Origin of the sequence: Pseudomonas piscis, from assembly GCF_009380155.1 — a bacterium.
GTDB classification, from domain to species: domain Bacteria; phylum Pseudomonadota; class Gammaproteobacteria; order Pseudomonadales; family Pseudomonadaceae; genus Aquipseudomonas; species Aquipseudomonas piscis.
In genome coordinates this window covers 1,049,238-1,072,314 of record NZ_WHUV01000001.1, presented here as the reverse complement: position 1 = coordinate 1,072,314, position 23,077 = coordinate 1,049,238, and the positions used below count along the sequence as shown (strand labels likewise).

Below are 23,077 nucleotides of genomic sequence, written 5' to 3'. Positions count from 1 at the left end.
CAGTGAAATGCGTATCAGGTTTTTAGGAGCGTTGTAATGCCTGACATCTATCACTTCTTCCAACAGCTGGTTAACGGTCTCACCGTTGGCAGCACGTATGCCTTGATCGCCATCGGCTATACGATGGTCTACGGCATCATTGGAATGATCAACTTCGCCCACGGCGAGGTCTACATGATCGGTTCCTACGTGGCGTTCATCGCCATCGCCGGGCTGGCCATGATGGGACTCGACAGCGTCCCACTCCTGATGACCGCGGCCTTCATCGCGAGCATCGTCGTCACCAGTGCCTACGGCTACAGCATCGAACGGATCGCCTACCGCCCCTTGCGTGGCAGTAACCGCCTGATCCCGCTGATCTCCGCCATCGGCATGTCGATCTTCCTGCAGAACACCGTTCTGCTGGCGCAGGACTCCAAGGACAAGTCCATTCCCAACCTGATCCCGGGCAGCTTCTCCATCGGCCCAGGTGGCGCACAGGAAGTGCTGGTCTCCTACATGCAGATCGTGGTGTTCGTGGTGACCCTCATCGCCATGCTCGGCCTGACCCTGTTCATCTCCCGCTCTCGCCTGGGTCGCGCTTGCCGTGCCTGCGCCGAGGACATCCGGATGGCCAACCTGCTGGGTATCAACACCAACAACATCATCGCCCTGACCTTCGTGATCGGCGCTGCTCTGGCGGCCATCGCCGCCGTGCTGCTGAGCATGCAATACGGGGTGATCAACCCCAACGCCGGCTTCCTGGTGGGCCTGAAGGCCTTCACTGCGGCGGTCCTGGGCGGCATCGGCAGTATCCCGGGCGCGATGCTCGGCGGGCTGGTGCTGGGGGTGGCCGAAGCCTTTGGTGCCGACGTGTTCGGCGACCAGTACAAGGATGTGGTGGCGTTCGGCCTGTTGGTTCTGGTGCTGTTGTTCCGGCCGACCGGCATCCTGGGCCGTCCGGAGGTTGAGAAAGTATGACTAGGAATCTTAAATCGGCGCTGTTCAGCGCCCTGTTGGTCTGGGCAGTAGCGTATCCGGTACTGGGCCTGAAACTGAGTATCGTCGGCATCAACCTGGAAGTGCACAACACCAGCCCGACCATCCTCGCCACCATCGCGGTGTGCTCGGTCCTGATGTTCCTGCGGGTGCTGTTCCATAGCCAGATCAGCGCCATGTGGAAGTCCTCGCCGAAAATGCCGCTGATCCCGGCCAAGGCCAGCAACTTCCTGACCCTGCCCAGCACCCAGCGCTGGCTGATCCTGGCCCTGATCGTCGGCGCCCTGGTCTGGCCGTTCTTCGGCTCCCGCGGCGCGGTGGACATCGCCACGCTGATCCTGATCTACGTGATGCTCGGCCTGGGCCTGAACATCGTGGTCGGTCTGGCCGGCCTGCTGGACCTGGGCTACGTGGGGTTCTACGCCGTCGGCGCCTACAGCTACGCGCTGCTGTCGCACTACTTCGGCCTGAGCTTCTGGATCTGCCTGCCCATCGCCGGCCTGATGGCGGCCACCTTCGGCTTCCTGCTGGGCTTCCCGGTACTGCGCCTGCGCGGTGACTACCTGGCGATCGTGACCCTGGGCTTCGGTGAGATCATCCGCCTGCTGCTGCGCAACATGACCGACCTGACCGGCGGCCCCAACGGCATCAGCAACATCGAGAAACCGACCTTCTTCGGCCTGAGCTTCGAGCGCAAGGCAGCGGAAGGCATGCAGACCTTCCACGAGTTCTTCGGCCTGCAATACAACTCGATCAACAAGGTGATCTTCCTCTACCTGGTGGCGCTGCTGCTGGCCTTGTTCGCGCTGTTCGTGATCAACCGCCTGCTGCGCATGCCGATCGGCCGCGCCTGGGAAGCCCTGCGCGAAGACGAGATCGCCTGCCGCGCCCTGGGCCTGAACCCCACCGTGATCAAGCTCTCGGCCTTCACCCTGGGCGCCTGCTTCGCCGGTTTCGCCGGCAGCTTCTTCGCCGCCCGCCAAGGCCTGGTGACCCCGGAGTCCTTCACCTTCATCGAGTCGGCGATCATCCTCGCCATCGTGGTGCTCGGTGGCATGGGCTCGCAACTGGGGGTGATCCTCGCGGCGATCGTGATGATCCTGTTGCCTGAAATGATGCGTGAATTCAGCGAATACCGGATGTTGATGTTCGGCGCCATGATGGTGCTGATGATGATCTGGCGTCCTCAAGGTCTGCTGCCCATGCAACGTCCTCACATGGAGCTGCGCAAATGAGCCGCGAGATCCTGAAAGTTACCGGGCTGTCCATGCGCTTCGGCGGCCTGCTGGCGGTCAACGGCGTGGGCCTGACCGTCAAGGAAAAACAAGTGGTGGCGCTGATCGGCCCGAACGGCGCCGGCAAGACCACGGTGTTCAACTGCCTCACCGGCTTCTACCAGCCCAGCTCCGGCACCATCCTGCTCGATGGCGAGCCGATCCAGGGCCTGACCGGCCACAAGATCGCCCGCAAGGGCGTGGTGCGGACCTTCCAGAACGTGCGGTTGTTCAAGGACATGACCGCGGTCGAGAACCTCTTGATCGCCCAGCATCGCCACTTGAACACCAACTTCCTGGCCGGCCTGTTCAAGACCCCGGCGTTCCGCAAGAGCGAGCGCGAGGCCATGGAGTACGCCGGCTACTGGCTGGACAAGGTCAACCTGCGCGAGTTCGCCAACCGTCCCGCCGGGACCCTGGCCTACGGTCAGCAGCGACGCCTGGAAATCGCCCGCTGCATGATGACCCGGCCACGGATCCTCATGCTCGACGAGCCGGCCGCCGGCCTCAACCCCAGGGAAACCGAGGATCTCAAGGCGCTGATCAGCGTGCTGCGTGAAGAGCACAACGTCACCGTGCTGCTGATCGAGCACGACATGAAGCTGGTCATGAGCATTTCCGACCACATCGTCGTGATCAACCAGGGCACGCCGCTGGCCGACGGTACGCCGGAACAGATCCGCGACAATCCCGAAGTGATCAAAGCCTACCTGGGGGAAGCGTAAATGCTGCAGTTCGAGAACGTTTCCACCTACTACGGCAAGATCCAGGCCCTGCACAGCGTCAACGTCGAGATCCGCCAAGGCGAAATCGTCACCCTGATCGGCGCCAACGGCGCCGGCAAGTCCACCCTGTTGATGACCCTCTGCGGTTCGCCACAGGCCCACAGCGGCAGCATTCGCTACCTGGGCGAGGAGCTGGTGGGACAAAGCTCGGCGCAGATCATGCGCAAGAGCATCGCCGTGGTGCCCGAAGGACGCCGGGTATTCGCCCGCCTGACGGTGGAGGAGAACCTGGCCATGGGCGGCTTCTTCACCGACAAGGGTGACTACCAGGAACAGATGGACAAGGTCCTGCACCTGTTCCCACGGCTCAAGGAACGCTTCACCCAGCGTGGCGGCACCATGTCCGGCGGCGAACAGCAAATGCTCGCCATCGGCCGGGCGCTGATGAGCAAGCCCAAGCTGTTGCTCCTGGACGAACCGTCCCTGGGCCTGGCGCCGATCATCATCCAGCAGATCTTCGACATCATCGAACAGCTGCGCCGCGACGGCGTGACGGTGTTCCTGGTGGAGCAGAACGCCAACCAGGCGTTGAAGATCGCCGACCGCGCCTATGTGCTGGAGAACGGCCGGGTGGTGATGCAAGGCACCGGCGAAGCGCTGCTGACCGATCCCAAGGTCCGTGACGCCTATCTCGGCGGCTAAGCGCCAGCGGAACCAGAAACGGCCCTTCGGGGCCGTTTTTTTTCGGGGCCAATAAAAAATCGCCAGGGGCTGTAACGAATCGCCAGGTGCCGTCTCTAGTAGGACAAGCGAGCACAAATGCTTCCTTGTCCAAACCCAACCCTGGAGAAACAACATGAGCCATCCTCGTACCCTGTCCGCCACTGCCCTGGTCCTGGCGCTGGGCTCTGCCCTGAGCATCGCCGCCCTGCCGGTCACAGCCCATGCCGAGGGCGACATGGAGAAGTGCTTCGGCGTCGCCATGAAGGGCAAGAACGATTGCGCGGCAGGTGCTGGAACCACCTGCGCGGGCACCTCGAAGACCGACCATCAGGCCAACGCCTGGAAACTGGTGCCCAAGGGCACCTGCGAGAAAACCGCCAGCAGCACCTCCCCCACCGGCTTCGGCCAACTCGCGGCCTTCAAGGCCAAGTCCTGATGCCGCGGCCTGAGTGTCGATCATGAACATGCCCCTGAACCCGCACCGCCACGACGACACTCGGGCCTTGGCGCCAAGCCTGCCGCCTCGCGCTGGCCTGGGGCTCAAGACCGAGCACTTCAAGCAAGTGCTCGGCCAACGGCCCGACATCGGTTTCTTCGAGGTCCATGCCGAGAACTACATGGTGGACGGCGGCACCTTCCATCACTACCTGGGCCTGATTCGCGAGCACTACCCGCTGTCGCTGCATGGTGTCGGCCTGTCCATCGGTGGCGAAGGCCCACTGGACAGCCAGCACCTGGCGCGCCTGGCGGCCTTGATCGAGCGCTACCAGCCCCAGTCCTTTTCGGAGCACCTGGCCTGGTCCAGCCATGGCCCGGTGTTTCTCAACGACTTGTTGCCCCTGGCCTATGACCAACCGACCCTGCAACGGGTCTGCGAACACGTCGACCAGGTACAGCAACGCCTGGGTCGCCAGCTGTTGCTGGAGAACCCGGCCACCTACCTGCAGTTCCAGCGCTCGACCCTGGATGAGCCGGACTTCATCAGCGAGGTGGTCCGCCGCAGCGGTTGCGGCCTCTTGCTGGACATCAACAACCTGCATGTCTGCTGCGTCAATCACCAGCGTGAGCCCCTGGCCTACCTGCAGGCGCTGCCATTGCATGCCGTAGGGGAAATCCACCTGGCAGGCTTTGCCGAGGACCGCGATGGGCTGGGAGATCGCCTGTTGATCGACGACCACGGCGCCCCGGTGGACGATGCCGTCTGGGCCCTGTACCAGCAAGTCCTGGAACGTATCGGCCCCATGGCCACGCTGATCGAAAGGGACAATCGCATTCCGCCCTTCGCCACCCTCCAGGCCGAAGCCGGCAAGGCCGAGGCGTTGCTGCGCCAGATCAAGGAGCGCACATGAGCAGCCACGCTGAGTTCACCAGGGCCCTGCTGGACACCGGGCGGGCCTGCCCGCCGGGCCTGTACAGCAGCAACGGCGCCGATCCGGCCAGCCGCTTCGCGGTCTATCGCAACAATGTGCAGGGCTCGCTGATCAACGCCCTGGCAGACAGCTATCCGGTGGTGGAGCAACTGGTGGGCCAAGCGTTTTTCAAGGCCATGGCCCGAACCTATATCGAGCGCCAGCCTCCCAGCACCCCACGGCTCAACGATTACGGCGAGGGGTTTGCCGAATTCATCGATGACTTCGCTCCGGCCGCCTCCTTGCCCTACCTGGGCGATATCACCCGCCTGGAACGCTTGCGGGTCGAGAGTTATCACGCCGCCGATGCCCGGCCATTGGCAGCGGCGCAACTGCAAGAAGCCATGAGCCGACCGGAGCAGCTTGGCCGGTTGCACCTGCACCTGCATCCATCGCTGCGCAGCCTGCAATCGAGCTACGCCGTGGCCAGCCTGTGGGCCGCGCACCAGGATGGCCGGCAATGGCCATCGTTCTATCTGCATCGGGAACAACACATCCTGGTGCTACGCAACGCCCTGGAGGTCGAGGTACTGGTGGTGGATGCCGGCTGCCTGGCCTTCACCGACAGCCTGCGCGCCCGGCAACCGCTGGCGGTCGCCGCCGCCCAGGCCCTGGATGCCCAAGCCGACTTCGACCTGGGCCGCTGCCTGGGCCTGCTGCTTGGCCACGGCGCACTCATTGACTTGTAACCGCAGAAGAAGACTGATCATGAATACCCGGACCCACTCCCCTATCGCCAACCTGCTGATGCGGGCCTGCCAGAAACTGGAACTCATCCCCTACAGCCTGGTGGCCTTCATCGCGCGCTTCAGTATTGCCGCGGTGTTCTGGAAATCCGGGCAGACCAAGATCGAAGGACTGGCCATCGACCTGGTTTCCGGGACGTTCGAGTTCGGTTGGCCGCACCTGGCGGACTCGACCATTCCCTTGTTCCAGAGCGAATACCGACTACCACTGCTGGCCCCGGAGCTGGCGGCGCACCTGGCGGCCTTTGCCGAGCATTTTTTCCCGCTGTTGATCCTGTTCGGCCTGGCCACGCGCTTCAGCGCCCTGGCGCTGCTGGGCATGACCCTGGTTATCCAGTTGTTCGTCTACCCGGACGCCTACCCCACCCATGGCACCTGGATCGCCATCCTGCTGTTGCTGATGGCTCGCGGGCCTGGGGTGATGTCCGTCGACCACCTGCTGCGTCGCCGACTCGGACATTGAAGCGACTCTGCATCATTTAGCCGGATCGATTGAATAATGAGCTTGGCCGGGCTGGCGCTGGAAGGTCCTGCGGACCTTGGAGCAGCCTCGCTACGCTCGACAGCGGCTACAGGCAGCGCACCAAATTCGTTTTGTTTAGCCGCTGCCGCAGAATCGTTCGGAGAACCCGCCTGAACGGCCGTGCGCAAAGGCCCTGCGCCAAGCTCGCTTCGTGTGGCCGTGGCCGGCGGATCGGCTCGAGGCGGCTACAAGCGGTCCAGGGCTTCGCCACTGCGGCGGAACCAATCCATCAGGTAATCGGCCAGGACCTGGGTGCGCCTGGGTAATCCACCCTGGTAGGGATGCACCAGGTACATGGGCATGCTGCGGGTCTGGTAGTCCCGCAGCAGCCAGCGCAGGCGACCATCGGCCAGCTCGCCATGCAGCACATAGGATGGCAGCCGGGCGATACCGGCTCCCACCAGGGCGGCCTTTTTCAGCAGGTTGTAGTGATTGCTGGCGAACGGCCCGTTGACCCGCACCCGCAACAGCTCGTGACGCTGGTGGTAGAGCCATTCTTCACGCCCGCTGTAGTGGCTGTTGAGCAAGCAGCGATGGTTGGCCAGTTCCATGGGCGTGCGGGGCTCGCCGTATTGCTCCAGGTATGCCGGGCTGGCGCAGGTCATTTCATGCCAGGCCAGCAGTGGCCGGGCCACCAGGCGCTGGTCGTTGTCCACCGCGGAGCGCACCGCCAGGTCGAAGCCCTCACGGGCCAGGTCGCGGTAGGCATTGCTCAGGTCCAGTTCGATCTGCACCTGGGGATACTGCCGGGAGAACTCCAGCAACAGGCCGTCGAAAAAGGTTTCCCCCAGGGACACCGGCACCGTCAGGCGCACCGGGCCGGCGACATCGTCCTTGAGCCGGGCCAGGGCCTGGTGGGCGCGATCCACCTGGGCCACCAGCGCCTGGGCCTGGGGCAGCAGCGCGGCACCGGCGGCGGTCAGGTCCAGGCGGCGGGTGGTGCGTTGCAGCAGCACCACCGCGAACCGCGCCTCCAGGGCGCTGATGCGCTTGGACAGCTGGCCCTTGCTGCATCCCAGGCGTTGGGCCGCCAGGGTGAAACTGCCGGCCTCCACCAATACGGCAAAAGCCGCGAGGTCATCCATCTCGCTCATGGATTGTTTCCACCAGAAAACCAAAGGTTGCCTATTAGCGCGTTAATCCATGGAAAAAACCACTCTAGACTGCAACCTCATCTCCCTTCTCACGAGGAACAGCCCATGAAGATTCTCCTGATCGGTGCCAGCGGCACTGTTGGCTCGGCGGTGGACCGGGAACTGGCGCAACGCCATGACATCGTCCGTATCGGCCGCAACAGCGGCGACTTCCAGGTGGATATCAGCGACAGCCAGTCGATCCGCGCCCTGTTCAAGAAGACCGGCCGCTTCGATGCCCTGGTCTGCGCCGCCGGCAACGTCACCTTCGCGCCCCTGGGGGAGATGACCGCCGAACACTTCCAGCTGGGCCTGCAAGACAAGCTGATGGGCCAGGTCAACCTGCTGCTGATCGGCCGTGAGTACGCCAACGACGGGGGCTCCTTCACCTTCACCAGCGGAATCCTGGGCCATGACCCGATTCGCAGCGGCGCCTCGGCGGCCCTGGTCAACGGCGCCGTGGACAGCTTCGTCCGGGCCGCGGCCATCGAGCTGCCACGAGGCCTGCGGGTCAACTCGGTGAGCCCCAACGTGCTGGTGGAAGCCATGGGCAGCTACGCCCCGTACTTCCGCGGCTTCAAGCCGGTGCCGGCAGCGGACGTGGCGCTGGCCTATGCCAAGAGCGTGGAAGGCTTGCAGACCGGCCAGACTTACCACGTCGGCTGACGAAAAAATCCGGGGTTGTGATGAACGGTCGGGCTGCGTAACGTGTCGGCTTCCGCCTGGAGGCCCGATTGATGCGCACCGCCCGTTCCCTGCTCTGTTTCGCCCTGCTGCCGCTGTTCGCCGGTTGCCAGATGCCGCCCTTGTTCGATGACCAGCCCCAGGCTCCGTCCATGGCCGGGTTGACCCGGGTCCAGGGCGAGCTGAGCGCGGCGGACGGCAAGCTGCTGTTCAAGCCTTGCAGCGAAGACCGGCGCTACGTGGTCAGCGATGGTGGCGGCACCAGCGTGCTGCAGGAAGCCGCCACCCTGGCGGAAAAACAGGGCAAGCTGTTCGCCGACCTGCGAGGCAAACTCTCCGCCAGCGGCAGCGGCGATGGCCAGCTGGACCTGCGCCAGCTGTATCGGGTGGAGCGCTCCAACGCCTGTGGCGATCCCAACTTCCAGCGCCTGATCCTGCGTGCCAGCGGCAAGAACCCGAACTGGAAGGTCGACGTCAACGCCCGTGGCATGCGCATCGAGCGTGACGGCCAGCCTCCCCTGGCCCTGCCCTACCTGGAGGAGCAACTGGGCGATGGCCGCTTCAACCTCACCAGCGAAGCCAACAACCAGCGCGTCGAACTCTGGGTCGCCCCGCAACGTTGCGTCGACAGCCAGACCGGCAGCGTCCAGCACCTGAGCGCCGAGCTGCGAGTGGACGGCCAGGTCCAGCGCGGCTGCGGTTATTTCGGCGGCTCGCGCAACGACTGATTCGACGAGCAGCCGTTTTAACCTCACGGCCAGGGCGGATTGCGGCTTATAATCGCCGGTTTGTGCAAAGCAAGCCGGCGCACTGTCGCGCACCGCCTATCCGGACCCCGTCATGTTACGAATCACCGAACTCAAGTTGCCGCTCGACCATCCCGATGAAGACCTGCGCACCGCCATCGTGCAGCGCCTGGGGATCGCCAGCGACGACCTGCTGGACTTCACCCTGTTCAAGCGCAGCTACGACGCGCGCAAGAAGTCCTCGGAACTGTTGTTCATCTACACCATCGACCTCAACGTGCGCGACGAGGCGGCCCTGCTGCAAAAGTTCGCCGACGACCGCAACGTCAACCCGGCGCCGGACGTCAGCTACAAGTTCGTCGGCCAGGCCCCCGCCGGGCAGCAACAGCGACCGATCGTGGTGGGCTTCGGCCCGTGCGGTATCTTCGCCGGCCTGCTGCTGGCGCAGATGGGCTTCAAGCCGATCGTGCTCGAACGCGGCAAGGAAGTGCGCCAGCGCACCAAGGACACCTGGGGCCTGTGGCGCAAGAGCGTGCTCAACCCCGAATCCAACGTGCAGTTCGGCGAAGGCGGCGCCGGGACCTTCTCCGACGGCAAGCTGTACAGCCAGATCAAGGACCCGCAGCACCATGGCCGCAAGGTCCTGGAAGAGTTCGTCAAGGCCGGTGCGCCGGAAGAAATCCTCTACATCAACAAGCCGCACATCGGCACCTTCCGCCTGACCAGCATGGTCGAGAAGATGCGCGAGGAGATCATCAACCTGGGCGGCGAGGTGCGCTTCGAGCAGAAGGTCACCGACCTGCTCACCGAGGGCGAGCAACTGACCGGCGTAGTCCTGGAAAGCGGCGAGCAACTGGAATCGCGCCATGTGGTCCTGGCCCTGGGCCACAGCGCCCGCGACACTTTCCGCATGCTCCACGCCAAGGGCGTGTTCATGGAGGCCAAGCCCTTCTCGGTGGGGTTCCGCATCGAACACCCGCAATCGCTGATCGACAAGGCACGCCTGGGCAAGTACGCCGGCCACCCGAAGCTGGGCGCCGCCGACTACAAGCTGGTGCACCACGCCAAGAACGGCCGCTCGGTATACAGCTTCTGCATGTGCCCGGGCGGCACAGTGGTAGCGGCCACCAGCGAGCCGAACCGCGTGGTCACCAATGGCATGAGCCAGTACTCGCGTAACGAGCGCAACGCCAACTCCGGCATCGTCGTGGGCATCACCCCGGAAGTGGATTACCCGGGCGGCCCGCTGGCGGGCATCGAGTTCCAGGAGCGCCTGGAGTCCCTCGCCTTCGTCCTCGGCGGCAGCAATTACCAGGCCCCGGCACAACTGGTGGGTGACTTTATCGCCGGCAAGCCCAGCATCGCCGTCGGCAGCGTCGAGCCGTCCTACAAACCCGGAGTGAGCCTGGGCGACCTGGCGCTGGCGCTGCCGGACTTCGCCATCGAGGCCATTCGCGAGGCCCTGCCGGCCTTCGAGCGGCAGATCAAGGGTTACTCCCTGCATGACGCGGTGCTGACCGGGATCGAGACCCGCACCTCGTCGCCACTGCGCATCACCCGTGATGCATCGATGCAGAGCCTGAACCTCAAGGGCCTGTTCCCGGCCGGCGAAGGCGCCGGTTATGCCGGGGGCATCCTGTCCGCCGGCGTCGACGGCATTCGCATCGCCGAAGCCGTGGCCCGCGACATCCTCGGCATCCAGGCCTGAAGCAAGGATGGGGGGAGCCGCCGCAACGGCTTCCCCCTGGCTTCAGATGCCGGCGCGCAACACGCTGGCAGGCAAGGCGGCTCCCTGCTCGACACTGGCCGCTACCGCTTCGATCAACTCCGCCAATTCGTAGCCCTGCTCCGCCAGCCAGCGCTCATCGTAGTAGGTGGTCGCATAACGCTCGCCGCCGTCACAGAGAATCGCCACGATCGATCCCGCCTCGCCAGCGGCGGCCATCTGCTGGGCGGCCATCAGCGCCCCCACCAGGTTGGTCCCGCTGGAGCCACCGACCCGCCGTCCCAGGCGCCGGGCCAGGTAATGCATGGCGGCCAGGGACAGGGCGTCCGGGACCTTGACCATGGCGTCGATCACCTGGGGCAGGAACGAAGCCTCGACCCGTGGCCGGCCGATGCCTTCGATCCGTGAGCCGCAGTCCAGGCGCAAACTGGCATCGCCGCTGTTGTAGTAGTCGAAGAACACCGAGCGTTCGGCATCGGCGCACAGCACCCGGGTCTGGTGCTGGCGATAGCGCACGTAGCGCCCCAGGGTCGCGGTGGTACCGCCAGTGCCGGGACTGGAGATCAGCCAGGCCGGCTCCGGGTAACGCTCGAAGCGCAATTGCTGGAAGATCGATTCAGCGATGTTGTTGTTGGCCCGCCAGTCGGTGGCGCGCTCGGCATAGGTGAACTGGTCCATGAAGTGTCCGCCACTCTCGCGGGCCAGGCGCTCGGACTCGGCATAGATCTGCGTCGGGTCCTGCACCAGGTGGCTCTTGCCGCCATAGAAGGCGATCTGGGCGATCTTCTCCTGGGAGGTGGTGGCCGGCATCACCGCAATGAAGGGCAAGCCCAGCAGTCGCGCGAAGTAGGCTTCGGAGATCGCCGTGGAGCCGCTGGAGGCTTCGATCACCGGTGCCCCGGGCTTGAGCCAGCCATTGCACAACGCATAGAGGAACAACGAACGGGCCAGGCGATGCTTGAGGCTGCCGGTGGGATGGCTCGATTCGTCCTTGAAATACAGTTCGATGCCCGGATGACCGGCCAGGGGCAAGGGGATCAGATGGGTGTCGGCACTGCGCTGGAAGTCGGCTTCGATGATGCGGATGGCCTCGCGGGCCCACTGGCGATTGTCGCTCATGTTCTATTCTCGTCGGATCGAACGCCATACCGGCGCAAGAAGATGAAATGCACCCGGCGCAGGAGATCCAGGTCCGGGACCGCTGGCATTTTTTCGTGGATGGAAAAGCCCTGCGGCCCACTGCCGCCGGACATGTTAGGAAATAACTCGCAGCCCTGACAGGTACAGCTGTGAAGCAATTGGAAACACAACTTCCAAGAGCGTTTTTCAGCAGGCCGCTTGCCATCTACATATAACAAAAAAGAATATAACTTTTGTTTTAACAACCAACTGTACGGGTTAGGGTGTGCCACCTTGTTCGCTTTTAGATGGAGAGCGCCCCTTGCCTCTGCGTAGTACTTTCACTCGTTTCTTTGCCATGGAGGCAGCCAGCGGCCTGTTGCTGATCGCTGCGGCCATCCTTGCGCTGATCATCAACAACTCGCCCCTGTCCTGGTTGTACAACGGCCTGCTGGAAACCCCGGTGGTGGCCCAGGTCGGCGCCTTGAAGATCGCCAAGCCGCTGCTGCTGTGGATCAACGACGGCCTGATGGCCCTGTTCTTCCTGCTGATCGGCCTGGAGGTCAAGCGTGAAGTCCTGGACGGCCAGCTGTCCAAACCTTCGCAGGTAGTGCTGCCAGGGGCCGCGGCCATCGGCGGCATGCTGGTGCCGGCGCTGATCTACTGGTTCCTCAACCGCGACAACCCGCCGGCCCTCAACGGCTGGGCGATCCCCACCGCCACCGACATCGCCTTCGCCCTCGGGGTCCTGGCGCTACTGGGCAAGCGGGTACCGACCTCGCTGAAGCTGTTCCTGATGACCCTGGCGATCATCGATGACCTGGGCGCCATCGTGATCATCGCGATCTTCTATTCCGGTGCCCTGTCGACTTTGTCGCTGATGCTGGCGGCGGCCTGCATCGCGGCGCTGGTGGCGATGAACCGCCTGGGCGTGGTCAAACTCGGGCCCTACATGATCATCGGCCTGATCCTCTGGGTCTGCGTCCTCAAGAGCGGCGTCCACGCGACCCTGGCGGGCGTGACCCTGGCCTTCTGCATTCCCTTGCGCACCCGCAATGCCGAGCCTTCGCCGCTGCTGGCCCTGGAACATGCACTGCATCCCTGGGTGTCGTTCGGCATCCTGCCACTGTTCGCCTTCGCCAACGCCGGCTTGTCCCTGAGCGGCGTGACCGTCGAGAGCTTCACCCACTTCGTGCCGATGGGCATCGCCGTCGGCCTGCTGCTGGGCAAGACGGTCGGGGTATTCGGCCTGACCTGGCTGGCGGTCAAGACCGGTCTTGCGGCCCTGCCGGCCGGGGCCAACTGGGGCCAGGTGTTCGGCGTGGCGATTCTCTGCGGGATCGGCTTCACCATGAGCCTGTTCGTCGGCTCCCTGGCGTTCGTCCCGGGCAGTAGCGAGTATGCCGGCATGGATCGCATGGGCATCCTCACCGGCTCGCTGTTCGCCGCCCTGATCGGCTATGCCGTCACCGCCGCAGCCAGCCGCAAGAGCACCTCCCTGGCGTCCTGATCGGCGAAGTTCTCCCCGCCTGAAAACACAAAACCCCGGTCAGTTGCCTGGCCGGGGTTTTGTTTGGCTGAAGGATAATCAGCGAGTTACACGGCTGGTGCCGTTGACGGTCATGATGCGTACGCGGTCGCCAACACGGAACACTTCGTTTTCCTGAACTTGCTGTACATAGGCGCGCATGCTGCCGTCGTCTTCACGCACGGTGATCTCCACGCCCTGGGTACGGGTCAGCCCTTCTTCGGTAGCCGAGCCGAGCAGGCCGCCAGCCACGGCACCGATGACTGCGGTGACGATACTGCCACGGCCACCACCGATGGCGCTGCCGCCCACACCGCCGATCACTGCGCCAGCAGCGCCGCCGATTGGGGTCTTGGTGCCTTCGATCTTCACTGGACGCAGGGATTCGATGGTGCCCAGACGCACGTTTTGCACACGACGCGCTTCATCACGGGAATAGGAATCACCGGTCAGGTTGGAGGCGCAACCGCCGAGCAACATGGCCATCGTGGTAAAGGACGCAACCAGCAAAACAGACTTACGCATAGGATCAACTCCAAGGGACAATAAATCATTAGACTCCGCAGCTTGACACCTGTCACGGCGCCGCCCGGATAAAATTGCTTTCATTCAGCCCAAGTACAGGCTGCGTGAACTCCGGACACTCTCGCTACGGTAGCCCCAGCCTCCAGCATAACGCTATCGAACAAAGGATTTTCCATGGATTACTTCATCATCTTCGTGGTCACGATCGCCGGCCTGTACTTCCACTGGTGGCTGTACGTACGTATCAAACGCTGGACGGACCGGGACCTGGCGTTATCGATGGCCGGGACGGACGCCCAGAAGAAGCAATACATGTTGCAACAATTGGCCGAAGCCCAACGCCAGAAAGTAAAACGCCGGGATCTGCCGCAATGGCTGGAAGCCGCTGCGGCAGGTTATCCCGGCGAGTGATCCAGAAGCTTCAGGGAGCCAGGCGTTCACGCACCCACTGCAGGTCCTGCAGCCGATAGTTCAAGCGATCATGCAGGCGGCTGGGGCGCCCCTGCCAGAACTCGATACGCTCCGGCAGCAACCGGTAACCACCCCAGTGCTCGGGGCAGTCGGGCTGGCTGTCACTGAAGCGTGCCTCGGTGGCCTTGAGCAGCTCTTGCAGTTCGCCACGATCGGCAATCACCCGGCTCTGCGGTGATGCCCAGGCGCCCAAGCGGCTGCCCAAGGGACGTACCTGATAATAGGCATCGGATTCCTCGGCAGAGACCTTGACCACCCGTCCCTCGATCCGCACCTGGCGCTCCAGGGTCGGCCAGAAGAACGTCATGGCGGCAAAAGGCCGCGCGGCCAGCTGCTGGCCCTTGGCGCTCTCATAGTTGGTGAAGAAGGTGAAACCCTGCTCATCCAGTCCCTTGAGCAACAGGATGCGGCAATGGGGACGACCGTCGGCATCGACGGTCGCCAGGGTCATGGCATTGGCTTCCACCGGTGGCTGCTCGGTCTGTACCGCTTCGGCGAACCACTGATGAAACAGTACGAAGGGTTCGGCCGGAGCCTGGGCCTCGGACAAGCCGTCACGAGCGTAGTCGCGACGCATGTCAGCCAGAGACTGGGTCATGCCTGCTGTTCCTTATCCTGGAAGATCAGTTCTTGGCCTGGGCGGTAGCCGTCGGGTTCTTGGCCGCGGCCACGGTCTTCTTGGCCGGAGCCTTCTTGGCCGCAGGCTTGGCAGTGGGTTTCTTGGCCGCGGTGGATTTCTTCGCCGGGGCTGCCGCCTTCTTGCTGGCCGGAGCCGGGACCGGTGGCTTGGCGTCCTGGATAGCGACCATTTCGGTTTCGGATGGGGTCGGCTGGTTGTACTTGCTCAGCAGGCCCAACAGGGTGCTGCGCTGGGTCAGCATGATTTCCACCCGACGGTTCAACGAACGGCCTTGCGGGCTGTCGTTGGCGGCACGCGGCATCACCGCGCCCATGCCACGCAGCATCAGGCGGTCCTGCTTCAGGCCGCTGAGGCTGAAGATCGCGGCCACGGATTGGGCGCGGTCACGGCTCAGCTTCTGATTGGCCAGGGTCGGACCAGTCGCATCGGCATGGCCGAGAATCAGCACGGCGGTCTTCGGATCGCCTTCCACAGCCTTGGCCACGCGGGTGAACGGGCCCAGGGTCACCGGCAGCAGCATCGCCGGGCGATCCGGGTTGAAGGAAGCGTCCACCAGTGCGGTGACTACCAGCACGTTCTCACGACGCTCCACTTGCAGCTTGCTGTCCTTCACCGCTTCACGCAGGCGCGGTTCATAGTCGTCGAGCCAGGCCTGGGTAATTTTCGGGTCGGGCATCGGGATGTCCGCCACGTTGACCTTGCTCAGGGGCTTGGGCTGGCTCTTGCCGAAAGGCCACCACCATGGGTTCTCGGCATCAGCGGCCTTGGCCACGACAGGAGCTGGAGCAGCTTCGGCCTTCTTGGCCTCGGCTACCGGCTTGTCGGCATCCTTGGAAGAGGAAAATGGCCACCACCAGTTGCCACCTTCAGCCTTGGCCGAAGCGCTCTCAGCCTCTGGGGCCGGGGCCGGGGCTGCCGCTACCGGAACCGGAGCCGGCTCGGCGGCAGGAGCTGCCGGCTTGCCTGCAGGAGTCTTGGCTGGTGCGGCTGCCTTGGCCGCTGGCGCTGCCTGCTTGGCGGAAGCCGTGGTCTTGCCAGCGGCAGCCGGAGCGCCCTTGGCCGCGACAGCCGGCTTGCCCGCGGGGGCTGCCGGAGCAGCCTCGGCCGTGGCTGGTTGTTCAGCGGCAGGAGCAGGAGCGGCTTCCTTGCTGGCGGCCTTGTCGCCTCCGAACGACCACCAATGGCCGCCGTCCGCTTCATTTTGTGGAGTTTGTGCGCAACCGGTAACGGTCAGGCAAATGGCCAAGGCTAGAGACTTGTTCGACGACATGGGATATCCACAAAATGAGATAAAAAGTTCGGTCTAAATAACCGCTACAAACAGACGCTTGGAAATTATAAAAGCCACAGGGTTCCGTCCTGCAGCTTTTCAAGCATGTTTAAGCAAAAAAGTTCTTAACAGCAACCTTTTTACAGACAATCCGACAAAACTCGCACCAACTTCTGTGCCCGCGGATCCATCAACACATAGGGACCCAGGGTGTTGGTGACGAAACCGAAAGCCACGTCGTGCTCCGGATCGGCGAACCCGATAGAGCCCCCCGCCCCGGGATGTCCGAATGCCCGTGCCCCCAGGCCAAAGGTCGCGTTGGCCACCTGGGGCTGGTCGAGCATGCAGCCCAGGCCGAAACGGGTCTGGGTCAACAGGGTCTTGTCCATGCCCAGGCTATGCTCCCGGGTCAGTTCCTCGAGCATCTCGGCCTCCAGCAAGCTGCCATCGAGCAGGCCGCTGTAGAAGCCGGCGAGGCTGCGAGCATTGCCATGACCGTTGGCCGCTGGCTGCTGCATGCGCCGCCACTCGGGTTTATTGGTGCTGGTCATGATAGACGGTGGATTGGTAAATGCCCGGGTGGTCATCGCTTCGGGCTCGCGCATGGTCACCTGCAAAAGGCGCTGGGCCGCAGCATCGCCGACATTGCCCTTGCCGCGCGCGATATGCGCCACCCGGTGGAATTCCTCGTCGGCCAGGCCGATATGGAAATCCAGCCCCAGGGGCTTGGCCACCCGGGCCACGATCGATTCGCCAGGGCCACGGCCGTCGGCCCGACGAATCAGCTCGCCCACCAGCCAGCCATAGGTGATGGCGGCATAACCGTGACCTTCCCCCGGTGTCCACCAGGGTTGCTCGGCGGCCAGGGCGTCGACCATGGTCTGCCATTCGTACAGGGCCTGTGGCGGCAGCAACTCACGCAGGGCCGGCAACCCGGCCTGGTGGCACAGCAACTGGCGCAAGGTGATAGCCGCCTTGCCCGCCGCGGCGAATTCCGGCCAGTAGTCGGCCACCGGCGCGTCCAGCTTGAGCTTGCCCTCGGCCACCAATTGCAACGCGGTCACCGCGGCAAAAGTCTTGGTGCAGGAAAACAGGTTGGCGATGGTATCGCTGTGCCAGGCCTCGGCGCCGTCCTTGTCGGCCGTGCCGGCCCAGAGGTCGACCACGGTTTCCCCTCCGACCTGGATACACAGCGCGGCGCCACGCTCCTGGGGATCTTCGAACAACGCCGCGAAGGCCTCGCGTACCGCCTCGAACTTGAGCTCGTAATGACCTTGAATCTGCACCCCTGAATCCCCCTGCGACAATGCTCGGCAACGTGGCGCGCATTGTTTCAGCCCCAAGGGAATTTGGGAACAACCAGGCCCCACCTGAGCAGGGCCCGAAAGTCCTCAGTGGCCGTTGCCGGAATGGCCACCGGCGTGCGCTTCAGGCCTGGCGCTCGGTGCGTCCCGGTTTTCCGCCGCAGGCCCGCTGGCGGCCGCCTGCTCGGCCTGGGCCCGAGCGAGCTGCGCGGCCTTGCCCAGTTGCTCCAGCGCCAGCAGGTTGCCCCTGCGCACGGCCTCGACGAAGCCCTGGAACGGTACATCGGTAATACCCACCAGGCCGAAATGACCGTTCTCACCGTCCAGCAGGCGTCCGGTCACCGGCTGGTCCAGGTACTGGAACCAGTGCACTCCGACGATGGACGGCTCGCTCAGTGCCTGCTTGAGGAAGTTGGCATAAGCCGGTCCCCGCTCCTCCTCCCGGGCCAGTTCAGTGACGGCGCCCCAGAACGGGCCGCGATCCCGGGAACCGAAGTTGAACTCGGTGACCAGCACCGGCTTGTCGAGACTGCGCAGGTAGGCGAAATCCTGCCCGTCCTGGGGCTTGAGGGTGTACATGTTGAAGCTCAGCACGTCGCAATACTGGGCACAGGAAGCCACCGCCTCAGGTGTACTGACGGCAAACCGCCCTCCCAGCAGCAGGTGGTTGGGGGCGTGCCACTTCAACGAATCGGCGATGGTCTTGAAATAGGTATCGGCGAAGACTCGCTGGAAATGCCGGTAGTCGGCCTCGATCTCGGGATGCTCGAGGCTTGGCAATGGCGCCTCGAAGCCCGGGTCTTCCAGCAACTCCCAGGCCGGCAGATCGATACCCCAGGCCTTGGACAGCCCCTGTTGGTTGCGATACTTGTCACGCAGTTGCTTGAGGAAGGCGCGCTTGGCCGGGACATCGGTGGTCAGGCGCAGAGTACCGTAGGCCAGGGCGAAGCGGGATTTCGCGTCATTTCCTGGACCTGCCCAGGCCAGCTCGTTGTCGGCGAAGTAGCCGATCAGCCACGGATCGTCACGATGATCCCGGGCGGCGATGGCCACGGCGCGCTCGGTGGCCATGGCAAAGCGTGGATCGAAGGGATCGGGCATGCCGCCCCACCAGTCGCTGCCGGTACTGATGCTGGCGTAATCACCGACGATCGACAGCGGCAAGGTGTAGGGCACCCGATCGGCCAGGCCCAGGGCCGGCGCGCTCCAGTTGCCGATGGTGTTGAAGCCCCAGGCTTGCAGGCGGTCCAGGGTGTGGCCGAGCCAGCGCTTCTGGTCGAACCCCGGTGCCGCGCAGGGCGTCGCCTGATCGGGCGCCGACACGGCCGCGCCAGCCGCGGCGCAAGGTGCGCCATAAGTACGCTGCAGGTTGGCCCGGTAGAAGTCGTACCAGCGCCCGCTGTTGTAGCCCCGCCCGCGGTCGGCGCCGTTGCCGCCACGGTTGTCGCCATCGCCGTAGTAGACCGCCAGCGGCTCGCCGTCCTTGGGCAGGTCGTTGAACATCCATTCGCGCCCGGCGACATAGGTGCGGTTGTTGTCCGCTGCCAAGGTGTTGACCCCCAGGGAATAGAACGGATGCCCATCGGGAGTCACCAGGAACCAGCGGCCATCACGCTTCTGGGTACGAAAGAAGCCGCTGGCCTTGAAGACCGGCCCCTGGCTCAGGCCGCCGAAGCGGTCCAGGGGGGCCTTTTCACGCTCGGCGAGCCAGCCCTTGAGCTGTTGCTGCTCCTTGCTGGCTGCAGCCTTGAGCTGCTCGTCGCTGGCGACCTTCTCCGGCCAGCGGTCCCGGGTCGACTGGCCATAGCCGTCCACCAGGGAGCCATACACGGCGCGAACCACGCCCTCGCCGTCCTGCACGCCGAAACGCTCGAGAAGGATGCTTTGCGAAGCCTTGGGGTTGTCCAGGGACAGGGTCACCGATACCACCTGGCTGCGGTCCAGCTGCCCTTCGCTGCTGGCCAGCAGGATGCGTTGGCCGTCCACGGTCATGGGCATCGGCGGCGCGGCCTTCATGCCCTGCTCCAGGGCACTGCTGGCCACCAAGGGCACCAGCAGCGTCTGCGCTGGGCCGGCGGGCAAGTCGACCCGGCTGACCAGGGTCTGGCCATCGTTGCTCTGGATGGTCACGTAGAGGGTCAGGGCCCAGTCCATCGCACTCTGGATACGCAGGCTCATCAGCCCCGACTGCGACCAGTCCCAGGCCCCCGCCTGGGGGCTCAGGCGCAAGCTGGGGCGCAGTGTCGGGTTGAACGTCACCCGCCGCAGCACTTCACCTTCGGCCGTTTGTTCGGCGTTGTACTGCGGCAGGTTGGCATCCTGGGTCGCTACCTGCACCACGGAGGCCGGGCGGACAAAGTTGAACAACGTTTGTTGTCCGGCAGGGGCCGCCAACACAGGCGCGGCAAACAACAGGGCAAGTACGACGGGCAACGAGCGGCGAATCATATGGGCCGGTTTCTCCTTGTAGGGCCGCTGGGCGGCCGGTGCTCAAGCATTGAAGTGAAATAGACAGCAGGGTGCGCAAAGGTGCAGCCCTGCTCGGTAAACCCGTGAAAAGACCTTGGGCGACGTGGATACCCAAACCGTCGCCGGGCGGCGTGCTCGCCTGCCCGGCGCATCGCGGCGCGGGCCGGCCGAACAGGCCGTTGAAAAACCTAGGCAAGGCAGCCAGCGCAAGGCAAAAACAGGCGAAAAAGCGCAGTTCACGAGTGGTAAATGAACGTTTTGACCGGGCTGGCGCACCAGCCTGTTTTTAACGCAGCGATGGCAACGCAGGTAGTTTTTCAACGGCCGACTAAGATATTTCCCGGCGAAAAGGCGGCAGGGCATTGAGGATCGCCTTGCCATAGCGCTGGGTGACCAGGCGCCGATCCAACAAGGTGATGGTGCCGCGGTCTTGCTCGGTACGCAGCAGCCGGCCGCAAGCCTGGACCAGCTTGAGGGAGGCATCCGGCACCGAGATTTCCATGAACGGGTTGCCGCCCCGGGCCTCGATCCACTCCGCCAGCGCAGCCTCCACCGGATCGTCCGGAACCGAGAACGGGATCTTGGCGATCACCACGTGCTCGCAATAGGCGCCAGGCAAGTCCACCCCTTCGGCGAAGCTGGCCAGACCGAACAGCACACTGGAATCACCACCATCGACCCGGGCCTTGTGCTTGTTGAGGGTCTCCTGCTTGGACAGGTTGCCCTGGATGAACACCTGCTTGCGCCAGTCGCGATCCAGGCCGTCGAACACGTCCTGCATCTGCTTGCGCGAAGAGAACAGCACCAGGCTGCCCCGGGAGCCTTCCACCAGTTCCGGCAGGTCGCGGATGATCGCTGCGGTATGGGCCGCGGCATCCCGTGGGTCGGCCCGCAGGTCGGGAACCCGCAGCACGCCGGCGTCGGCATGGTGGAACGGGCTGGGGACCACAGCGGTGACGGCCTTCTTCGGCAAGCCGGCACGCATGCGGAAGCGGTCGAAAGTGCCCAGGGCGGTCAGGGTCGCCGAGGTCACGAGGGCGCCGTAGGCCACGTTCCACAAATTGCGGCGCAGCATTTCCGCAGCCAGGATCGGGCTGGCGTTGACCTCGATATCGAACAGCGAGCCGCTCTCGGCCAGGGTCAACCAGCGGGCCATGGGCGGGTTGTCCTCCGGGTCCTCGACGGTGAAGGCCGTCCACAGTTCCCAGTTGCCCGAGGCTCTGGCCAGCAGGCTGCCGAACAGCGGGTACCACTCCTCGGCCTGGTTGCTGGCGATGCCGATGTTGACCTCGCCATCCATGCCTTCCTTGAGCAGGTCGGTCAGGCGAGTGAAGAGGTCGGTCAGCCGCGAGAAGCCTTTCTTCAGCTCGATGCCCATCTCGCGCATGTGATCGGGAATCAGCCCGCCGACAAAACGATGGCGCGGCCGCTCGCGGCCTTCCATGTCTTCACCGGTCTTGAAATCGGCGATCTGCTCGCAGGCGGTGAACATGAACTGTTGCTGGGTCTTGATCTCCCGCGCCAGCTCCGGCACCTGCTCGATCAGCCGCCCCAGGTCGCCCGGCAGCGGGTGCTGGGCCAGGAGCTTGGTGAGGTTCTTGGCGGTCTGCTCCAGCCAGTCGGCGGTGGAGCGCAACCTGGTGTAGTGGGCGAAGTGGCCGATGGCCTTGTCCGGCAGGTGATGGCCTTCGTCGAACACATAGAGGGTATCGCGCGGGTCGGGCAGCACCGCACCGCCGCCCAGGGCCAGGTCGGCCAGGACCATGTCGTGGTTGGTGACGATCACGTCGACCTTGCCCATGCCTTCCCGGGCCTTGTAGAAGGCGCACTGGCCGAAGTTGGGGCAATGGCGGTTGGTGCACTGGCTGTGGTCGGTGGTCAGGCGCGCCCAGTCGGCGTCTTCCAGGGCGTTGGGCCAGCTGTCGCGGTCGCCGTCCCATTTATTGCCGGCCAGTTTCTCGATCATGCTGGTGAACAGCTTCTGGCTGGCCTCGTCCACCTCGATCTTGAAGCCTTCTTCTTCGAACAGCTGGGCGGTGGCGGTCTGCGCGTGGCCTTCCTGCAGGAGCATGTCGAGCTTGGACAGGCACATATAGCGCCCGCGCCCCTTGGCCAGGGCGAAGCTGAAGTTCAAGCCGCTGTTGCGCATCAGGTCGGGCAGGTCCTTGTAGACGATCTGCTCCTGCAGGGCGACGGTGGCGGTGGCGATCACCAGGCGCTTGCCGGCGGCCTTGGCCGTGGGGATCGCCGCCAGGCTGTAGGCCACGGTCTTGCCGGTACCGGTGCCGGCCTCTACCGCGACCACCGCCGGATCGCCGCTGCGCCGGCCCTCGTCGTCGGTATCGACGTCACCCAGGACCTTGGCCACCTCGGCGATCATCAGGCGCTGGCCATAACGCGGCTTGAGGCTCTTGGCTTCGAGAAAACGCGAGTAGGCGCCCTGGATCGTGGTTTTGAGTTCGTTGCTGATCATGGTTCTTCAGGCGCACAAAACGCTGGATAAATTTTCAGTGGTTCGAATCGGCCGCTATCATACCCCGCTAATTCATCCTGCGCAGAACGGAGTACCCGAATGACCGCTTTCGCCCTCGCCTACAGCCTGCACGTCCTGGCCGCCCTGGTCTGGGTCGGCGGCATGTTCTTCGCCTGGATGGTCCTGCGGCCCGCCGCCGTGGTGGCCCTGGAGGGGCCCCAGCGGCTCCAGCTGTGGGCCCAGGTGTTCCCGCGGTTCTTCGCCTGGGTCTGGGCGGCAGTGGTGATCTTGCCGATCAGCGGCATCGGCCTGCTGCACCTGCGGTTCAACGGCTTTGAAACCGCACCGCGCTATGTGCAGATCATGATGGGCGTATACCTGGTGATGACCGCGCTGTTCATCCGTATCCAGTCGCTGCAACTGCCGGAGTTGCGCCAGACGGTGGCGGCCCAGGACTGGCCGGCCGGTGCCGCGGTGCTCGGGCGGATCCGCCGCCTGGTGGGTATCAACCTGATCATCGGCCTGCTGCTGGTGGCCCTGGCGGCTGCCCGACCGAGCCTCTGAAACGCGATCGCCCGCAGGAGCGGGCGATCGGCATGACACCTGGCAAA

22 protein-coding genes are annotated in these 23,077 nt (G+C 64.3%); 14 read left to right on the top strand and 8 right to left on the bottom strand.

Annotated elements, in window-relative coordinates; genetic code table 11:
* Window positions 1-36 precede the first annotated feature (36 nt).
* The 8 genes from livH (at window position 37) to GDH07_RS05055 (ending at window position 6,318) form a co-directional block, all read left to right on the top strand.
* The gene (gene livH, locus GDH07_RS05090) at window positions 37-960 is read left to right on the top strand and encodes a high-affinity branched-chain amino acid ABC transporter permease LivH (protein WP_022642711.1); all 924 of its coding nucleotides are present in this window, start codon (window positions 37-39) and stop codon (window positions 958-960) included.
* Window positions 957-2,213 carry a high-affinity branched-chain amino acid ABC transporter permease LivM gene (locus GDH07_RS05085; RefSeq protein WP_085599181.1) on the top strand — a complete coding sequence of 419 codons (1,257 nt, stop codon included), beginning with the start codon at window positions 957-959 and terminating at the stop codon, window positions 2,211-2,213. Before livH ends, GDH07_RS05085 begins: the two co-directional genes overlap by 4 nt.
* The gene (gene livG, locus GDH07_RS05080; protein ID WP_022642709.1) at window positions 2,210-2,977 is read left to right on the top strand and encodes a high-affinity branched-chain amino acid ABC transporter ATP-binding protein LivG; all 768 of its coding nucleotides are present in this window, start codon (window positions 2,210-2,212) and stop codon (window positions 2,975-2,977) included. Before GDH07_RS05085 ends, livG begins: the two co-directional genes overlap by 4 nt.
* Window positions 2,978-3,679 (top strand): ABC transporter ATP-binding protein, encoded by a 702-nt coding sequence (locus GDH07_RS05075; protein WP_022642708.1) that lies wholly within the window; start codon window positions 2,978-2,980, stop codon window positions 3,677-3,679.
* Between the two features lie 154 nt (window positions 3,680-3,833).
* On the top strand, window positions 3,834-4,136 hold the full coding sequence (locus GDH07_RS05070; RefSeq protein WP_022642707.1) for a BufA1 family periplasmic bufferin-type metallophore: 303 nt from the start codon (window positions 3,834-3,836) through the stop codon (window positions 4,134-4,136).
* Between the two features lie 28 nt (window positions 4,137-4,164).
* The gene (bufB, locus tag GDH07_RS05065; protein ID WP_152897320.1) at window positions 4,165-5,049 is read left to right on the top strand and encodes an MNIO family bufferin maturase; all 885 of its coding nucleotides are present in this window, start codon (window positions 4,165-4,167) and stop codon (window positions 5,047-5,049) included.
* Entirely contained in the window at window positions 5,046-5,798 is a 753-nt protein-coding gene (locus tag GDH07_RS05060) for an HvfC/BufC N-terminal domain-containing protein (RefSeq protein WP_152896827.1), read from the top strand. The genes bufB and GDH07_RS05060 overlap by 4 nt, the downstream gene beginning before the upstream one ends.
* A gap of 19 nt (window positions 5,799-5,817) precedes the next feature.
* Window positions 5,818-6,318 carry a DoxX family protein gene (locus tag GDH07_RS05055; RefSeq protein WP_152896826.1) on the top strand — a complete coding sequence of 167 codons (501 nt, stop codon included), beginning with the start codon at window positions 5,818-5,820 and terminating at the stop codon, window positions 6,316-6,318.
* 245 nt (window positions 6,319-6,563) lie between these two features.
* Here GDH07_RS05055 and GDH07_RS05050 read toward each other — a convergent pair whose 3' ends face one another.
* Entirely contained in the window at window positions 6,564-7,472 is a 909-nt protein-coding gene (locus GDH07_RS05050) for a LysR family transcriptional regulator (protein WP_022642703.1), read from the bottom strand.
* Window positions 7,473-7,577: 105 nt separating this feature from the next.
* Here GDH07_RS05050 and GDH07_RS05045 point away from each other — a divergent pair, with 105 nt between their 5' ends.
* The 3 genes from GDH07_RS05045 (at window position 7,578) to GDH07_RS05035 (ending at window position 10,649) form a co-directional block, all read left to right on the top strand.
* Window positions 7,578-8,177: a short chain dehydrogenase gene (locus GDH07_RS05045; RefSeq protein ID WP_022642702.1), complete on the top strand. Its 600-nt coding sequence runs from the start codon at window positions 7,578-7,580 to the stop codon at window positions 8,175-8,177.
* A gap of 71 nt (window positions 8,178-8,248) precedes the next feature.
* A complete protein-coding gene (locus tag GDH07_RS05040) occupies window positions 8,249-8,923 on the top strand; it encodes a COG3650 family protein (protein WP_152896825.1) in 675 nt (224 codons plus the stop codon).
* A gap of 112 nt (window positions 8,924-9,035) precedes the next feature.
* The gene (locus GDH07_RS05035) at window positions 9,036-10,649 is read left to right on the top strand and encodes an NAD(P)/FAD-dependent oxidoreductase (protein ID WP_152896824.1); all 1,614 of its coding nucleotides are present in this window, start codon (window positions 9,036-9,038) and stop codon (window positions 10,647-10,649) included.
* Between the two features lie 42 nt (window positions 10,650-10,691).
* Here GDH07_RS05035 and GDH07_RS05030 read toward each other — a convergent pair whose 3' ends face one another.
* Complete coding sequence (locus tag GDH07_RS05030; protein ID WP_022642699.1) at window positions 10,692-11,786, bottom strand: PLP-dependent cysteine synthase family protein; 1,095 nt, start codon at window positions 11,784-11,786, stop codon at window positions 10,692-10,694.
* Window positions 11,787-12,108: 322 nt separating this feature from the next.
* Here GDH07_RS05030 and nhaA point away from each other — a divergent pair, with 322 nt between their 5' ends.
* On the top strand, window positions 12,109-13,296 hold the full coding sequence (nhaA, locus tag GDH07_RS05025) for a Na+/H+ antiporter NhaA (protein WP_022642698.1): 1,188 nt from the start codon (window positions 12,109-12,111) through the stop codon (window positions 13,294-13,296).
* 78 nt (window positions 13,297-13,374) lie between these two features.
* Here nhaA and GDH07_RS05020 read toward each other — a convergent pair whose 3' ends face one another.
* The gene (locus GDH07_RS05020) at window positions 13,375-13,839 is read right to left on the bottom strand and encodes an outer membrane lipoprotein (RefSeq protein ID WP_031321034.1); all 465 of its coding nucleotides are present in this window, start codon (window positions 13,837-13,839) and stop codon (window positions 13,375-13,377) included.
* A 174-nt stretch (window positions 13,840-14,013) separates the two neighbouring features.
* Between GDH07_RS05020 and GDH07_RS05015 the strand changes: the two genes are divergently transcribed.
* Window positions 14,014-14,250: a hypothetical protein gene (locus GDH07_RS05015; RefSeq protein WP_022642696.1), complete on the top strand. Its 237-nt coding sequence runs from the start codon at window positions 14,014-14,016 to the stop codon at window positions 14,248-14,250.
* 10 nt (window positions 14,251-14,260) lie between these two features.
* Here GDH07_RS05015 and pdxH read toward each other — a convergent pair whose 3' ends face one another.
* The 5 genes from pdxH to dinG all read right to left on the bottom strand — a co-directional run bounded on the left by pdxH (window position 14,261) and on the right by dinG (window position 22,466).
* A complete protein-coding gene (gene pdxH, locus GDH07_RS05010) occupies window positions 14,261-14,908 on the bottom strand; it encodes a pyridoxamine 5'-phosphate oxidase (protein WP_053135537.1) in 648 nt (215 codons plus the stop codon).
* 25 nt (window positions 14,909-14,933) lie between these two features.
* Window positions 14,934-16,220, bottom strand: coding sequence for an OmpA family protein (locus GDH07_RS05005; protein ID WP_152896823.1), 1,287 nt, complete (start codon window positions 16,218-16,220; stop codon window positions 14,934-14,936).
* Between the two features lie 140 nt (window positions 16,221-16,360).
* On the bottom strand, window positions 16,361-17,506 hold the full coding sequence (locus tag GDH07_RS05000) for a serine hydrolase domain-containing protein (RefSeq protein WP_022642693.1): 1,146 nt from the start codon (window positions 17,504-17,506) through the stop codon (window positions 16,361-16,363).
* A 105-nt stretch (window positions 17,507-17,611) separates the two neighbouring features.
* A complete protein-coding gene (locus GDH07_RS04995) occupies window positions 17,612-19,972 on the bottom strand; it encodes a beta-galactosidase (protein WP_152896821.1) in 2,361 nt (786 codons plus the stop codon).
* 349 nt (window positions 19,973-20,321) lie between these two features.
* Window positions 20,322-22,466: an ATP-dependent DNA helicase DinG gene (dinG, locus tag GDH07_RS04990; RefSeq protein ID WP_022642691.1), complete on the bottom strand. Its 2,145-nt coding sequence runs from the start codon at window positions 22,464-22,466 to the stop codon at window positions 20,322-20,324.
* A gap of 99 nt (window positions 22,467-22,565) precedes the next feature.
* Here dinG and GDH07_RS04985 point away from each other — a divergent pair, with 99 nt between their 5' ends.
* Entirely contained in the window at window positions 22,566-23,030 is a 465-nt protein-coding gene (locus tag GDH07_RS04985) for a CopD family protein (protein WP_152896820.1), read from the top strand.
* The last annotated feature ends 47 nt before the right edge of the window (window positions 23,031-23,077 follow it).